Annotated in this window: 9 protein-coding genes; all 9 read right to left on the bottom strand. The window is 51.7% G+C overall.

Features of this window, described 5'->3' with window-relative positions; genetic code table 11:
* Positions 1-33 precede the first annotated feature (33 nt).
* The 9 genes from ACTJJJ_RS05785 to ACTJJJ_RS05745 all read right to left on the bottom strand — a co-directional run bounded on the left by ACTJJJ_RS05785 (position 34) and on the right by ACTJJJ_RS05745 (position 16,072).
* Positions 34-4,257, bottom strand: coding sequence for a M4 family metallopeptidase (locus tag ACTJJJ_RS05785; RefSeq protein ID WP_426294450.1), 4,224 nt, complete (start codon positions 4,255-4,257; stop codon positions 34-36).
* Positions 4,258-4,515: 258 nt separating this feature from the next.
* Entirely contained in the window at positions 4,516-6,012 is a 1,497-nt protein-coding gene (locus ACTJJJ_RS05780) for a choice-of-anchor I family protein (RefSeq protein WP_426294451.1), read from the bottom strand.
* Positions 6,013-6,185: 173 nt separating this feature from the next.
* Positions 6,186-7,004, bottom strand: coding sequence for a ThuA domain-containing protein (locus tag ACTJJJ_RS05775; RefSeq protein WP_426294452.1), 819 nt, complete (start codon positions 7,002-7,004; stop codon positions 6,186-6,188).
* Positions 7,005-7,132: 128 nt separating this feature from the next.
* Positions 7,133-8,566 carry a TolC family protein gene (locus ACTJJJ_RS05770; protein WP_188932198.1) on the bottom strand — a complete coding sequence of 478 codons (1,434 nt, stop codon included), beginning with the start codon at positions 8,564-8,566 and terminating at the stop codon, positions 7,133-7,135.
* A complete protein-coding gene (locus ACTJJJ_RS05765) occupies positions 8,556-11,762 on the bottom strand; it encodes an efflux RND transporter permease subunit (protein ID WP_188929717.1) in 3,207 nt (1,068 codons plus the stop codon). Before ACTJJJ_RS05765 ends, ACTJJJ_RS05770 begins: the two co-directional genes overlap by 11 nt.
* Positions 11,763-11,783: 21 nt before the next feature.
* Positions 11,784-12,869: an efflux RND transporter periplasmic adaptor subunit gene (locus ACTJJJ_RS05760; RefSeq protein ID WP_188929719.1), complete on the bottom strand. Its 1,086-nt coding sequence runs from the start codon at positions 12,867-12,869 to the stop codon at positions 11,784-11,786.
* A 151-nt stretch (positions 12,870-13,020) separates the two neighbouring features.
* Positions 13,021-13,443, bottom strand: a complete 423-nt coding sequence (locus tag ACTJJJ_RS05755; RefSeq protein ID WP_426294453.1) for a hypothetical protein — start codon at positions 13,441-13,443, stop codon at positions 13,021-13,023.
* 384 nt (positions 13,444-13,827) lie between these two features.
* Positions 13,828-14,616: a tryptophan-rich sensory protein gene (locus ACTJJJ_RS05750; protein WP_426294454.1), complete on the bottom strand. Its 789-nt coding sequence runs from the start codon at positions 14,614-14,616 to the stop codon at positions 13,828-13,830.
* Positions 14,617-14,722: 106 nt separating this feature from the next.
* Positions 14,723-16,072, bottom strand: coding sequence for an alkaline phosphatase family protein (locus ACTJJJ_RS05745; RefSeq protein WP_426294455.1), 1,350 nt, complete (start codon positions 16,070-16,072; stop codon positions 14,723-14,725).
* Between the last annotated feature and the right edge of the window lie 40 nt (positions 16,073-16,112).

The raw sequence follows: 16,112 nt of genomic DNA, 5'->3' as shown, positions 1-16,112 counted from the left end.
TTTTGCAGCCCGTTTTTGTTTGCTTCAATTAAGTCAGGGTTTGAATACCGATAACCGGTAGTTGACCTTGTCGTTCGTGATCAGTACCTGATAAATACCCGCTGGCAGCTTACCCAGGTGGATATTCAGCTTGCCATTCTGAACAGCAGCTTTTTCCCTGACGATCACCTCCTGGCCCGAAGCATTTATAACCCGCGCATTTACCCAGTTACTTTGCAGGTTGGGCAGCTCGATGTTGAGCGCCGATTGCACCGGGTTAGGATAGAACCGGATGTTTCCGGCCGAAGGCGCATCGATCGGGACAATGCGGCTGTAAGCATATTTACCATCAAAATCCACCTGTTTGAGGCGATAGTAGGTAATGCCTTTGTTGAAATCCATATCCGTGAAGTCGTACCGGTTTTCCGAAGAAGCGTTGCCGACACCTTTCACCCGTCCTGTTTCGACGAAGTTTTTGCCATTGGTACTTTCCTCAATCGCAAAATAGTCGTTGTTGCTTTCCGAGCTGGTAGTCCATTGCAACACATTGCCTTCGGACGTGTTTTTACCTTCAAAATTCACCAGTGTTACCGGTAATGCAGCTCCCGGAGGAGCATCCGATAGACCAAACCCGGAGAAACCGGTGTTGAAAGTTGCTGTAAATGAAAAGTCGCCGCTGAAAGCCGGCGCAGAAACCACCGCTACAATGGCCGTCGTCCCAGCGTCACCTGTCGTGATGCTGCCCGCGCTTTTACCCATCGAGTGGATGTTGGCAGGGGTAAAGGTGGTTAGTTCGGATCCTTTGTAGTAGAGCGTGATTTCGTATTGCCCGGTCGGGTTGTTGTTAGTAGGTGTTACTTTGAACGTCTTGTTAGTTACCTGATAGTTTCCGAGCCATGGTGTTCCGTTTATACCTGCGCGGTCAAGCTCGACTGTGGTACAGCCATAATCGTGCGAGCTCAGGTTCTTGATTTTAGCCAGGAGGTTACCACTCGTCGGGTCATAGAACACCGCTGTTTCATTTGGGCCAAGATATTCCCTCGCTGCGTTGCCGGTATTGACCGTCGTCAGGATCTGGGTGGAATTTGTGGCCGTCAATTTCACATCGTCGATCGCCCACCATATTTCGGAGCGGGAAGTGTAACGGAACCTGAATTTCATATTGACATTCGCATAAGCATCCGGAATGTTTAAGACTTTAACCACCGATGTGTAGCCTAAAAGACTTCCGATATTGCCGGTTGCTTCATTTTGCGTCAGCAGGGGCTGCCATGCTGTGCCGCTCCACACTTCGACAGTTCCAACTTCCGCATCGCTACCGAGCTGTCTTTCCCAAATCTGCCTGAAACTGAGCACCATGTTTTTCCTTCCGGAAGTGTTGATGGCAGGAGTTTCCAGGATTTCGTCAAGAATGTAGGCATTGTTGATGGCGCTGTTCATAAAGAAGAACGGCGACAGGTCTTCGAAACCTGCGTTGCTGAATTGCGATATTGCCCACGTATGGAACGAGTTGCCCCCATTGATTGGCTTCCAGCCCTGCGTGCCGTTGTTAAAGTTGGAACTCAGCAGTTCGTCGGTGTAATTGCCGGGTGCCAGATCGTCGTCATTAATCGTCAGCTCGAAATTCTGCAGAGTGCTTGCGGCGTATCCATTTCCGCCATTGGCATTCAGTGCATAGCTGAGGTTGATGGTTTCGGGCCCTTCTACATATGCGTCGTTGAAAATGCGGATGGTAACAGTTCTGGTCATTGAACCTGCGTCGAGCGTGACGAATGCCGGAGAAATGATATAATCGGCGGTTGCCCCTTGCTTGGCGGTGCCGGTTGGGGTATTGAATGTAACGGTTACCGGCTGGGTCGGAGCTTTGTCTATCCCGACGGTAACTACTTGATCGATGTATTTAAGACAGCCCGGCGGATTCACAGTAGTTGCTTCTCCTTCGTTCATGGTAGCACCTGCTGCCGCAAAGTGAACCGCGGGAGTAACCGCGCAGGAATACACACGGATGTCATCTACATACCATCCTTCGATACCGCCACAAATATCGGTGCCGAGTTCGAAGCGGAATTGGATGGTGTTGCCGGCGACCAGGCCAATGGCGAGACTACTAAGGTCGATCTGGCTCTGGCCCCACGATCCCGTTACCGATCCCTGGTCTGTTCCCGTGAAGGCAGGCTGGCCCTGCATCGGATTGGTGCTGCCCGCACCCGAGGTGTTCAGTAAATTATTGTAGCCATTGGCTGTAAATGCCGTGGCGGGTACGAGAGTCCACGCACCGCCATTAATCCTGAACTTGATGTTACCACCGTCCCAGGTATCTTCAATGGCGATATAATGGTCAAATGCCATATTCAGATTGCCGGGTGTTCCGGCGGGGATCGTAATGACTGGGCTTTCTATGCGGATAATGCCTGCCTGGGAGGTACCCGAGGTGCAAGCGCCGCCCTGGTAGTTGATCCCGAATGCAGCATGACCGGGACGTCCGCCGGGCGATGCTACCTGCTGCCACTGGCGGCTAAACCAGCCTGCCGACGCTGTTTCCGAAGATACTGTAAACCCGCCGAGGCCTGATTCAAAACCTTCATAAAAGATCGCAAGCCCTGCATTGGCACCTTCGCATAGGGCAGGTGCGGGTTTTAGCGTGGCGGTGAAGCCGCAATTGGTCTCGACACGCAGCTCGACGGCAGCGATTACCTTTACAAGCTCGGCAACATCGCTGGCAGAAATGATTTGGCCGGAAGCACCGGGAGCGGAAACACCTGTCGATAAGCCCAGCAAGTTGACGCCGATCAGGTCGGTTGCGGAAGCTTCCAGGATATCTGCCTGCGCCGCAAAGTCGGTTGTGGCAGTCATGTATGCCGATTGCGCCCGCCAGAAAATGTGGGCGGCTTTGGTGAGTCCGATGCCGGTGATCGACTGACCGTTGTAAGTGCCTCCGTCAACCAGCAATGCGTAGGCATGGTTGATCACACCGCTGTTGCTATGTACCCCGCCTTGGTCGGAGTTGGCACACCAGTACTGGGGGTCGGTTACTTTACCGGCATCCCCTTTGCAAGTCGGATCCCACATGTCACGGAGTGCCCCGCCGAAAGCGGTGGCTTTCTCGCCCATTTGCCACCGATCTGAACTTGCGCATGCGGTCCGGTTGGCGTTGGACTCGCCGGCATCCATGTAGCCGTCGAGCTGGTCAACGGTTTCGCCCCAGATGTCGGAATAGGCCTCGTTCAGTGCTCCGGGTTGCCATTGGTAAATAAGCCCGCTGGTGTATTCGGTGTAAGCATGCCCCCATTCGTGCGCCACCACGTCGTCGGTGGCCGTTCCGGTACAGTAGTTGGCGGTCGAGCCGTTCCAGTTGGCATTCGGGCAGTTGATACTGGGGTTGTTATTGATCGTGACCATGGCCGCATCCGCGCCATTGAAAGAAGTGTAGCCGAATGCATTTTTGATCAGATTGTAAATAAAGCCCGAGCTTTCCACTTCCGACTGCTGCCATTGATCGAGCGTACCGGGAAAAGCGTCGCCTTCTTGCCACCTTAAATTGGGAACAGTAACGGAAGTTTCGTAAAGCTTTCTGGTGATATTGTGCATACCCGTGAACTGCTCGACGAGCTGGCCATTGTGTGCGTCGATGTAGAGAAATTCGCGTACATCCGCATCATTACGTAGTTCCACTTCATACACAAGGAGTTTCGCTCCGTTGTAACCCTGGGCGAGCCCTTTCTGAAAAATGTAGAGCGTGCTTTTATTGACCTTCACAGGAACTGACGACTTACCCAGTTGCTGCGTTGCCACGAGCCGGCTCGCGATGGATTCCGCTTCGTGCTGGGCAAGGGTAGGCACTACGTTGACTTTAATTTCGGAAATAAAGTTGCCGTTGAGAGCGGTGAGAGCCTGGGCATTGTTATAATGGAACTTCATCAGGCCGTCGTATACCGGCACGCCTTTATACGTTTGCTGCAATGTGATGTTTTGCAAGCCATAATTGTCTGTTTTTTGCTCCCGGAGGCGAAACTCGTCCTCACCGGGGCGAAGCGCAAATAGGGTTTTGTACTGTGAAATGAAGTTAATCGATTTCTGTTGAGCGTCACCACCGTTGATTTGCAGCCCCCTTTGGGCAGGAAAGCGGAGGAAACTTAGCGACCCGGTAGCGGGATCGATCGTAGGCAGCGCGCCGGTGCTGGCGGCAAATGCGTCAATTGCTCCTTTCGTAGGTGTCTGCGAAAGGGCAATGTGAGCATATAACAAAAGCAAGGGAACAATCAGTAAAATGTGTTTCATAGGGTTTGTAGAATATAGGGTGACTGGTATCTAATTTAAGTAAATAATCTGTTGTTCAAAGCGTTTTAAGAAATGATTTTGACTTGTAACCGGTTGGTTATCAAATTTTTATACAATGCTGTTTTTCGGGTATACGACCATCCTTCAGGCGGCCTGCGCAATCTGTAAACCTGCCAGGTTCAGATATTTTGGGTAAACAAAAACAAAAAGCCGCCCAGGGTTACCCCGGGCGGCTTTTCTCTGCACTGTACTGGTCTGTTACGGCTGAAAGAACTTCACCGTGCCATCTTCCTCGTTGCTGGTTATCAGCAGGCTTCTGCCATTCGGGCTCTTGTCTGCCGCAATGAAGAGCACACCTTCCGGCGCATCGCCGGTTTTGACGATTTGCAGAAATTGCGGAGCGCCGGGGTTGGTCAGATCGTAAACACCTACTGCGTCTACACGTTCCATGGCGATGAATGCAACAGGCTTTCCATTCATCCAGCCTACCGTAACGCCTTCGGCCTCCACGCCTTTATCGTCGGAGCGGCTGTCGTCGTAAGCACCGGCCTTAATCACTTCCTGTTCTAGCGAGTTACCCGATTCGTACACGCGTTTCATATCGGCCGCGTGGAAAATACTGAAACCGCGGCCGCCGAAGCTGTAAAGTTCTTCGAAAGTACCGTCGTTTTCAAAGTCGCCACGTGTGCTGGTTACGCGTAGTCGTCCGAGGTTCGAAGTCTTTTTCAACTCGTCGGCATTAGGGAAATAAACCGGGTTTAGTTTGAGCGAGCTCACGCGCTTTTGCTCGTCGAATGCGCTGTATTCGCGGGCATCGCCTTCGTCGGCGGTGATCAAGTACGGGGTACCGTTTACGGTGAAGTATGAGATCGCGTCCGGCAGGTAGAACGATTTGACCGGCCAGTTTTTCAGTTGCACTTTTTTGTCGTCGTCACTGGCGTCCAGCGAATTGAGGATATAGCTGATATCCTTCGTGCCGAGCGGATGGATGTTCAGTACCTTGCCATTGATCAGGTCGATTTCGGCTATGCCGTTATTTTCCTGCAAGGTTACAAATGCCTTTTGGGAGTTGTCGGAAATGGCTACGTACTCAGGCTCGATGTCCTGTGCGAAAGTCGCCTTAGGCCCGAACTTGCGGAAACCTTTTGGTGCCAATGCGCCGTACATTCCGTCAAAAGCGGCGAAATTGAGTGTTTTGACACTATATCCGTTTGTAACGTCGATAATGGACACCGAACCCTCGGGATCGACACTGTAATCGGGATTGGGTTCGCCTTCGTTCGCCGTAACGATGAAGCGGCCGTCTGGGCTAAACGTTACCATGTCGGGCAATGCGCCGACGGTGATCTGTTTGATCATCGACAAGGTGCTCGTATTCAGTACGATCACGCTGCCGTTTGCCTGTTTGTTGGTTGCTTCGAGGGCAATAGCCAGCTTTCCGTCAGAAACCGACACGCTATTGGCTACGCCGCCGAGGGCCGAAACGTCGATAGGTTGCTGCTTCGTGACGGTCGGGAATGCCGAGAGGTCGAGCACGTCCACGATAGCGGCTTTTTCATTATTAACCGTAAACAGTCTTTTGGAAGCGGGATCGTAAGCAGAGATTTCGGCCGCAGCTACGTTACCCAGGTCCACGCCCGCTACTTCTTTGAAGGACGAAGGGTCTTCCTGTACCGGATTTTGAGGAGCATGGTCGGTACAACCATTCATGAAGGCTGCCGCAAGCAACAGTGCAAGTAAAGATTTCTTTTGCATTATGATTTGTGAGTAGTTTAAAAACTAAAAATACTCACGCGGCAAAATGGCCGGGCGTCACTTTTAGAAGCTTAACGGAATGTTAATGCAGGACACTATTTTGCCTCTAAAATTGCTTGTAATCAGTGGTTTGCTTAATGGTGGGGTAACAATTGCTTGACATTGGCGGAACTTTACAGGCCGGCAGCCCAGGCGATCCCGCCCATGATATGTTTCATGGCCGTACGGTCGCTGTATGTTGCCGCATTGTGCCCGATGGCCGTGTAGAACATTCTTCCTTTCCCAACCGGCCTGGACCACGCAATAGGATGGTCTCCGCGCATCGCTTTGGGCCAGAATGCGGGGTAGGTGCTTTCATCGACTGTCAATAGCACCTGAAAACCAGGTTTTCCGCGTACGCTTTCGTGAAAATTGTACCATTCGTCGTGCTTCGACCACCGGGCGGGCAGGCCGTCGGTAGCGGGATGCGCGCCGGGTTCGGTTACGATTTCAGCTTTGGGAATGGGGCAGGGTAAAAAGGTGTGGCTCCGGAAACGTGTACCGAGCAGCGTTCCGTACCATTCCCATTTGTATTCACAATCGGAAGCGGAATGGATGCCCGCATAGCCGCCGCCATTTTCGATGTATTTTTCAAATGCGCGCTGCTGGTCGTCGGTGAGGAAATCGCCGGTGGGGGAAAGGAACACGACTGCGCGGTAGGATTTTAGGCAAATTTCATGAAAATAAGCACCGTTCTCTGTTGCGATTACTTCCCAGCCGCGCTTTCGAGCTTCCTCCCGAATAGCTTTCACACCCGCTTCGATCGACGCATGCCGATAGCCGTTTGTTTTGGAAAAAACCAGTATCGCTTTCGATGTACCCGCTACGCAGTTTGCCGGAATGGCGGTTTCGAAAACCGGCTTTTGCCACGGGAGCCAGCGCATTACATGCATTGCGTAGCCAAACAGGCCTGCGAGGACTAAGACCGCTACGGACAATATTTTTAGTGCCATAACCCGGGAAACAGGTTTCTTATCCAATAAGTTGGTTCAGGTGTCGGAAAACCTTACCTGCAAAAAAATAAAGATTCCCCCGAAAGCCGGGAGAATCTTTACAAAAAACCACATCCTAAGTTAATCTGTCAATTCCAGCCGCCTCCCAATGCCCGGTAAATATTCACCGTGGCATGCATCTGGCGCATCTTGGTTTCGATCAGTTCGAATTTTGACTCCAACGCGTCGCGTTGGGTCAGTAATACTTCCATGTAGTCGGCGCGGGCCGAGGCGAACAACCGGTTCGAAATAGTGGTAGATTGGTTCAGCGCTTCCACTTCCTTCGTTTTCAGATCGAAGCTCTTTTCGAGGTTATTGATATTCGAAAGCTGGTTTACCACTTCGATGTACGCGTTCAAAACCGTACGCTCGTAGTTATAGATCGCCTGGATCTGGCGCGCATTCGCATTGGCATAACCCGCACGGATGGCGTAACGGTTGATCACCGGACCAGCCAGGTCGCCAATCAGCGATCCCATGATCGACTCAGGTACGCGGGCGAGGTAAATCGGGCTGAAAGCCTGTAAGCCAAGGCTGGCCGACAATCCCAGTGACGGATAGAAATTAGCTCTCGCTACGCTCACATCGATTTTTGCAGCTTCCAGATCGAGCTCGGCCTGCTTGATATCCGGGCGGTTGGAAAGCAACTGCGAAGGGATACCGGCCTGCACCAGGTTCGGAACGAGGCTTTCGAAACCCTGGCTCGTACGCTGTACCGGCTGCGGGTAACGTCCGACCAGGAAGTTGATCCGGTTTTCGGTTTCGACGATCTGCTGCTGAATACCATATTGCAGGTTCTGCGTTTTCAGCACCTGTGCTTCAAAGCGGCGAACGGCCAGCTCGGTAACACGGGTCGCTTCTTTTTCCATTCTTACGATCTTCAATGCATTGGTCTGGATGTCGATATTCTGGCGGATAATGGCCAGCTGCGTGTCCAGTGCGAGCAGTTCGTAATAGGAGTTAGCGATTTCGGCCGCCAGGTTGGTCATCATGAAGTTTTTGCCTTCGATGGACGACAAATACCGCGTTGCCGCTGCTTTTTTCGCGTTGCGCAGCTTGTGCCAGATATCGACCTCCCAACGTGCCACCGCCTGGATATTCACATCCGGAAGCGGGTCGGGGGTTTCCCTGCCGGGTTTGATGTCGGTAGTAGCTTCGCTGGCACCGATGTTGGTGTAGCGTGCCGCTTTTTCGACGCCCGCACCGCCGCGCAGGCCTACAAATGGCAGGTATTCCCCCTTGCGGGCCTGGATCTCGTTTTGCGAGATGGCAATTTCCTGCATCGTAATGTTCAACTCCTGGTTGTTTTTGAATGCGGTATCGATGAGCGCATTCAGGTTAGGGTCCGTGAAAAACGTTTTCCAGCTAACCTTACCGGTGTTGGTGGAATCCTGTGAGCCGTTGAAGCTCACAGGTACCACTTTATTTTCTGTTCTCTGGGTCAGCACCGGGATGTTACAGGCCGAGTAGGTCAGCCCGATAAACGCGATGCCGGCCCAGTTCAATATTCTCTTATTTCGCATGTTCGTCGTTATCTTCTGAATGTGGGAATGCGTCAATGGCGTGTACGAATCCTTCGGACAGCGGGCTGTCGTCTTCATTCTTGATCAACTGTCGGCCATCCGCTATTTTGGCAAATATGTAATACAATCCCGGGATGATGATGACCCCGAAAATGGTACCGAACAACATCCCGCCCAATGCCGAGGCACCGATGGTACGGTTACCGATCGCACCTGCGCCGGTGGCGATGATCAGGGGGATCAGACCCGCCACGAACGCAAATGAGGTCATCAGGATCGGACGGAAACGAACCCTGGCACCTTCAATGGCTGCGTCAAGGATCGTGGCGCCTTCCTGCCGTTTCTGGACGGCGAATTCGACGATCAATACGGCGTTTTTACCCAATAACCCCACGAGCATGATCAGACCGATCTGTGCGTAGATGTTGTTTTCCAGGCCCATCAGGTTCAGTACAAGGAATGAACCGAATACCCCCACAGGCAGGGAAGTAACCACCGCCAATGGAATGATGAAGCTTTCGTACTGCGCCGCAAGTACCAGGTACACGAACGCCAACACGATCATGAACACGATCAGCGATTCGTTACCGCGGATCGATTCGTCATAGGAAAGACCCTCGAATGCGATATCGTAGCCTTTTGGCAGTGTTTTGGCAGCCACTTCGCGGATCGCCGCGATAGCCTCGGCTGTGGTGTAGCCTTTGGCAGGAAGTCCCTGGATCGCAGCGGAGTTATACAAGTTGAAACGCGTGATCTCGTTAGGTCCCTGGCCTTTTTTGAGCTTCATGAACGACGAGTAAGGCACCATTTCGCCGGCATCGTTTTTCACAAACAGCTTCAAAAGGTCGGTAGGAAGCCTTCTGAATTGAGGATCGGATTGTACGTATACTTTGAAGAACTGGTTGAACTTGATGAAGCCCTGTTCGTAAGTACTACCGATCATAATGTTGAGGTTATCCATCGCTTTTCCGATCGAAACGCCTTTCTGCATTGCCAGCTTGTTGTCAATTTCCAGCTCGTATTGCGGGTAGTTCGCAGCGAAGAAGGTGAACAAACCGGTCAGCTCTTTACGTTTACCAAGGTCTTCCATGAACGCCTTGTTGATCCTGTCGAACTCGTGGTAGTCGGTGTCGGTGTTTTTGTCAAGCAAACGCATTGAGAAACCGCCGGAGGTACCAAAGCCGGGGATTGCCGGTGGTTCGAAGAATTCCACTGTCGCTCCGAGTCCTTTCGAAGCATGTTCAAGCTCCTCCATGATCTCCTTCACATTATGCTTACGCTCGTGCCACGATTTAAGGTTGATCAAACAGGTACCTGCATTGGAACCGCGACCTTCCGTCATGATCTCATAACCTGCCAGAGACGACACCGATTCGATTCCCTCGACTTCCTCGCAAATCTTTTGCAGACGGCGTGAGACTTCATTGGTCTTTTCCAAAGTAGAGCCCGGAGGGGTCTGGATGATCGCGTAAATGGTACTCTGGTCTTCGTTGGGGATAAAACCGGCCGGTACCACTGAGTTTTCATACCAGATACCCGCGCAGAATAAGCCCAGAATAACGAATGTGACTACGCGGCGATTCACGATCAGCCTCAGCAGATGGACATACCACCCGGTCATCTTATCGAATCCGCGGTTGAAGCTGTCCAGCGCACGGGTAAGCGGGTTTTTCTTGCGCTCGTGGCCGTGGTGGTTTTTGAGCATGATCGCACACAATACCGGCGTGAGCGTCAAGGCGATAAGTGCCGAGATGACGATGGAACTCGCCATGGTAATCGAGAACTGGCGGTAGAAGGTACCCACAGGACCCGACATGAATGAAATAGGCAGGAACACCGATACCATGACCGCGGTGATCGCGATAATTGCACCTGAAATCTCTCCAAGAACTTTTCTAACAGCGTTAAATGGTGATAAATGCGGCTCTTCTTCCATCTTGGCATGGACCGCTTCTACCACCACAATCGCATCATCGACCACAATACCGATCGCCAATACAAGCGCAAAAAGGGTGATAAGGTTAATCGAAAGACCAAATGCCTGGATCACAAAGAATGCACCCACCAAGGATACCGGTACCGCGAGGATGGGGATCAACGTCGAACGCCAGTCGCCGAGGAAGATGAACACCACAATGGCCACGAGGATAAATGCGTCGCGCAATGTGTGGATTACCTGCTCGATGGAAGCGTCGAGGAACGTCGATACGTCATAGCTGATCTTGTAATCCATGCCGGGAGGAAAGGAGGCCTTCATGACGTCCAGTTTCTGCTTTACCTCTCTAATTACATCACTCGCATTACTGCCATAGTTCTGGCGCAATACGATCGCTGCGGAGGCCTTGCCGTCGAGGTTGGAGTAAATATCGAAGAACTCGCTACCCAGCTCCACTGTTGCAATATCCTTCAAATGGATGCTTTCGCCCTGGGCGTTGGCACGGATAATAATATCTTCGTACTCCTTCGGCTCGCTGTAACGGCCTTTGTAGGTCAGTACGTATTCCAAAGACTGCGCTTCGATACCCGAGCTTTGTCCGATCCGGCCGGGACGACCGATGATACTCTGCTCGCCGAGCGCCTTCATGACTTCTTCTACTGAAATGCTGTACGCACGCATACGGTCGGGGTTGAGCCACACACGCATCGCGTAACGGCGGCTACCGAGGATTTGCGCCCGCGCTACCCCTTTGGTCCGCTGAATTTCAGGGATCATTTTAACGGTTGCGTAGTTGAAGAGGAATTTCTCGTCAATGCTCTTTGTCTTGGAGTAGAGGTTGACATACATCAACATACTCGGCTGGATTGGGGTGATAATAACCCCTTCGCGCTGAACGAGTTCAGGAAGGAGCGGCATTACCTGGTCAACCCTAGTTTTTACCCTGATAACCGCGTCGTTCGGGTCGGTGCCAGGTTCGAAGATAATCCTCAGCGTCGCTTCACCGGCGCTGGTGGCGTCGGTAGCAATGTAACGCATATCCTGAACACCGTTAATGGCCTGTTCCAGCGTAATGAGCGTGGATTTCACCAACACGTCGGCACTTGATCCCGGGTAGGCGATGAAAATGTTAACAGTGGTAGGTGCAATGTCCGGGAACTGCGAAATGGGCAGTTTCTTGATAGCCAGTATACCTACGAAGACTATCATGACCGATATCACTATCGCGAATACGGGTCGTCGTATGAATTGATTAAACATATCTTTTGCTTTCGGACCTGATTATTCCGCGTACAGGCTTAGGTGAGAAATAACCGAGTCGGGCTTTTGGAATTTGTAGCTGATCTTCTGGTTTTCGCGTACCTGACGCAAGCCTTCCAGCAATATTTTGTCGTCCTTTTGAAGCCCGTGAGAAACCGCGAAGACGTGCGGCAGCTCGGCCGCGATGGTGATCTCGCGCGACTGGACCTTGCCGTCCTTGTCGATCACGTAGCAGTATTTCTTTTCCAAAACCTCGAAAGTCGCTTTTTGCGGGATTAGCAGCGCGTTTTTGAGCGGCACGCTGATCTGAACGTTGCCCGTTTCGCCGTGGCGGAGCAAGCCTTTAGGGTTCGGGAACGTAGCCCGGAATGCGATGTTACCTGTTTCGTTATTGAAATCGGCCTCGATGGTTTTCACCGCTCCGGTATAGTCGAAGAGCTTTTCGTTGGCCATTTTAAGTTTCACTTTCAGGAGGTTACCTCCGTCTTCGCCGGATTTATAATCCAGGTATTCAGCTTCGGGAACATTGAAGTAAACCCACATTTCACTGTTGTCGGAAAGGGTAGTGAGCAGGTCGCCTTCATCCACCAAACTTCCGAGCCGCACCTGGAAATGGTCCATGATGCCGCTGAACGGTGCGCGGATCTCGGTAAATCCGAGGTGCGTGGTAGCGAGTCCCAGTTCCGCTTTGGCTTTATCCAGTTTTGCTTTGGCTAATGCCAGCTCGTTTTTGGAAACTACATTGCTGTCGGCCAAGGCTTTGGTGTTCTTAAATTCGATTTCGGCGAAGTTGGCTTCTGCCTGCGCCTTTTGTTGTTCAGCCTGGTACACCATTGGCATGATCTGGAACATCAGCTGGCCTTTTTTTACCGTCTGGCCTTCATCCACATATATTTTCTGTAAATAACCTCTTTCCAATGCACGCAGCTCAATATGGCTGATCGCCCGGATCTGGCTTACGTACTCTTTTGTGATGGTGGTGTCTTTTTGTAAGGGGCTTGTTACTAAATAGTTAACCTCTTTTTCTTTTTCTTCTTCGTGTTTCGATGTACAGCCTGTCTGATACAACAACGCACCCAAGCTCACGAGCATGAGAATTCTTTTCATGATGATTTTTGGAGTTAGCAAAATGGAATTTTTGATAGTTTCTGTTCGTATGAGTGTGCCTGACGGCACGGTGGGCAGTCGTAAGCAGCCGGGGATTGGCACCACGACGACCGGATTGGCAGGCCGTAGAATAACCTGCCGCTGAGCGGGATCAAATTCTGAGTACGCGAAGCCTCAGATATTGGCGAGAGGAATAAAACGAGCTACTCTGCGGTAAGGGCCGGGTTTTTGAAATGTAGCAAAAGGGAAAGAACTGACGCGAAGCAAATGTAGCAGCGGGCATACCGCCTGCGCGGGGTGATTTTTTAACGGAGAACCACTCGGTGGAGTCTTCTTCTTTTTCTTCCGAAATAGTCCTGACGAACTCTGAAAACTTCCGGGCGGCATCGGGGAGCCGGAATGCAGGCTCGTTATCATCGAATGCCTGTACAAAATTCGGATGCTCCGATTGCGTAAGAATCTGAATGGGAGAATTACATGACTGACGCTCCTGTGAACCCGCATACATATTGCTGTATCCGTCCACCAGGAGAATGCACAGGGGCAGGAGATATTTCAGCAATTCTTTGATCATCTTAACGGGTACCTATTGAGTCTTTTGTATATTTTGAAGCCGCGCGGGGGCGACCTTAATTGGTCTCAATGTTTCAAGTCTTTGAAAATGAGCATGCGTTTAGGCGCTGTTCTTGATGTGCGCGATTTGTAAATTGTTCTTTTCGTAGGTGTGTGCTTCTTATACGCATACAAAAACCGCAATTCATCCTTAACACCATGTTAAAAGGATGTTAAAAAGGGATTAAAATCGTCGAACGGCCACTGCGACTAATCCTGCGGTGCCGTGAGGGGAAAGTTTTGGATAAAATATTCTTTTAATTATTACATTGTGGGTTGCATTTGGGGAGGATGGTGCAAAGCTCTTGCTTTGCACATAGTAGACACGAAGGAGACCTTCGCACCATTATGCTCTTTTAGATTCTTCGAGATAATGCTGTCCGCGATTCTGATAGGCGTGAATGCCGCTGCTGATCAGGATGACGGCTGAAACAATTAGCGCCGCATTGACAACCGCGGGCGCCGTGTCCCAGTTGGCGACGGCTACTGCCACCAGCGCCCACACACCTACCATCGACGACTCACGCAGGTTTCGTTTCCAGGTCAGGACGAGGTATACTGCCCCTGCGACGCAGATCATGATCACCGTCCAGGCAACCGGCGAAAGCCCGAAGCCATCCCAGCCGATTTTAGTGAGCCATGCCGCTACGTTGGCAATGAGCGCGACGGAGATCCACCCGAAGTAAATGGCAAACGGCCACCAGGTCAGCGCGATCTTTTTGATCGGGATGAGGTCAAGCTCCATGCGTGTACGTACGATGATGCGCCAGAGCGAAGTAAGCAGGACAATCATGACAAGCACCGAAAGTCCCGTAAAATCATACAGCCAGGCGAGTACCCAAGCCGAGTTGGCTGCACAGGAGACTACAAATAACCAGCCGACTTTCTCCACCACGGCCGGAACTTCGCGCTTACCGGAAATGCCACGTGACTGGTAAACCACAAACGCGGCCAGTAACAGGTAGATCAGCCCCCAGATCGAGAATGCGTAGCCGGATGGCGTGAAGAGATTCTGGTACCGGGCAGACACGCTGGCCATGGTACTGTTATTGAAAATGCCGGTATTGGATAAATAATTGACCACCACAGTGACGGTCAATGCGATGATATTGGCTATTTGTAAGGTTCTTTTCATAAAAGTCACCGTCAACAAAAATTATGCCTCGAGCAAACAAAAAAGGACGCCGCATAGCCGCGACGCCCTTTCCGATTGATGCTTATCTATCTTACAAACCTAAATGCTATTCTTTGACGAGCATGCCCGGATAAACGGAGCCATCCGCTGAGGGGAAATCGATATTGAGCAACTTCGCGATCAGCGGGGCGATGTCCTGCAAACCCATTTCGGGAATTACCGCGCCTTTTTTGATACCACGGCCAAAGGCCACAAAGCCTGTCTGGATCTCCTTGAAATCAGGGAAAAAGCCATGCGTACCGCCGCTTGCCGCGCGTACGAAATCGCCGGTTGCCGCATTACCGATCGTGAATCCCTGCTTGGGAGCGAGGGCCAGCGCCGCATTCGGGTCGGAGCCGACGGCATCCAGCGCCGCACGGTCTTTAATCTCAAACATTGCTCTTTGAGCGACGGGCAGTTTGGACAGCGCCGATTTCACCTTTTCGAGCGTTTGCGTATCGTTTTTATTTTTCAAATGCAGAAAGGAGGAGCCGCCCGAAGCGTGGAAATAGGCTTTCCATGCCGAGGGATTTTTAGGATCGTACAAGCCCGCCTGCGCGAGGAGCACATTGGGCGAAAGCGACGAATGAATATCCACAAACCCGTGGTCGCCGGTGACGATCACCGTGGTTTTGTCTTTGATCCCCGCCTTATCGATGGCTTCCAGAATGGCCTTTATGCCCCGGTCGACGCTCGTTAATGCGGCGCGGACCTTATCGCCGTCGCGCCCCTGCTCATGCTCGAAATGATCTACTGCTACCAGGTGAACAGCCAGGAACGAGGGCTTGTACTTGCGGATAATGTAGGCGCTCGTGCGTGAGAGGTTATCGTCGATGCTCAGGTATTCGCCGTCGAAATCGATCTCTTCCAGCTTGCCCGTGGCATTTTGCTGGATTTCCTCGTAAAAACCTTTCGGATTGGAATTTTCGCTCAGCGCTTTGGTCATATTGCGCTTGCCGCCCTTCGTTTCGGGCAAATACCAGTATTCCGGGATATTGTAATTGGCAGGACCGCCTAACGACACCGGCCAGAAAACCGACGCGGTTGCCAGCCCTTTTTCCTTCGCGGCGCTGAAAATCGTGGGTACCTTAATGGTCTTGTAATCCCAGATCCATTTGCCGGTCACTTCCAGCGGCTCAGCGGGGGTATTGTAATAGACACCATGCTTGATCGGCTTCACGCCCGTGATCATAGTCGTGTGTGAAGGGTAGGTGACAGTCGGGAAAACGCCGTTCACGCCGTCGGCATAGGCGCCGGTTTCCATCCCCTGCCGCAGGTTCACCATCGACCACGTGGGGTCTTTGTAAAACTCGGGTCTCAGCCCGTCGATACTGATCAGGATCACGTGCGAATCCTGTGCACGAAGACTTTTGAGCGTAAAAGTGGAAAGGGTTAAGAGCAGGATTAGTTTTTTCATTGGAAATACCCCGTTAGTTATTTTCCCGGCTCCCCGTGCA

Origin of the sequence: Dyadobacter sp. 22481, assembly GCF_052044875.1 — a bacterium.
Lineage (GTDB): Bacteria > Bacteroidota > Bacteroidia > Cytophagales > Spirosomataceae > Dyadobacter > Dyadobacter endophyticus.
Note: the sequence above shows the minus strand (reverse complement) of the source record. Positions and strands in the feature narration are given on the sequence as shown.

What these genes read in the sequence shown, in the direction of transcription:
- ACTJJJ_RS05785 (WP_426294450.1), bottom strand. Translation starts at nt 4,257, where the DNA reads ATGAAACACATTTTACTGATTGTTCCCTTGCTTTTGTTATATGCTCAC.
- ACTJJJ_RS05780 (WP_426294451.1), bottom strand. Translation starts at nt 6,012, where the DNA reads ATGCAAAAGAAATCTTTACTTGCACTGTTGCTTGCGGCAGCCTTCATG.
- ACTJJJ_RS05775 (WP_426294452.1), bottom strand. Translation starts at nt 7,004, where the DNA reads ATGGCACTAAAAATATTGTCCGTAGCGGTCTTAGTCCTCGCAGGCCTG.
- ACTJJJ_RS05770 (WP_188932198.1), bottom strand. Translation starts at nt 8,566, where the DNA reads ATGCGAAATAAGAGAATATTGAACTGGGCCGGCATCGCGTTTATCGGG.
- ACTJJJ_RS05765 (WP_188929717.1), bottom strand. Translation starts at nt 11,762, where the DNA reads ATGTTTAATCAATTCATACGACGACCCGTATTCGCGATAGTGATATCG.
- ACTJJJ_RS05760 (WP_188929719.1), bottom strand. Translation starts at nt 12,869, where the DNA reads ATGAAAAGAATTCTCATGCTCGTGAGCTTGGGTGCGTTGTTGTATCAG.
- ACTJJJ_RS05755 (WP_426294453.1), bottom strand. Translation starts at nt 13,443, where the DNA reads ATGATCAAAGAATTGCTGAAATATCTCCTGCCCCTGTGCATTCTCCTG.
- ACTJJJ_RS05750 (WP_426294454.1), bottom strand. Translation starts at nt 14,616, where the DNA reads ATGAAAAGAACCTTACAAATAGCCAATATCATCGCATTGACCGTCACT.
- ACTJJJ_RS05745 (WP_426294455.1), bottom strand. Translation starts at nt 16,072, where the DNA reads ATGAAAAAACTAATCCTGCTCTTAACCCTTTCCACTTTTACGCTCAAA.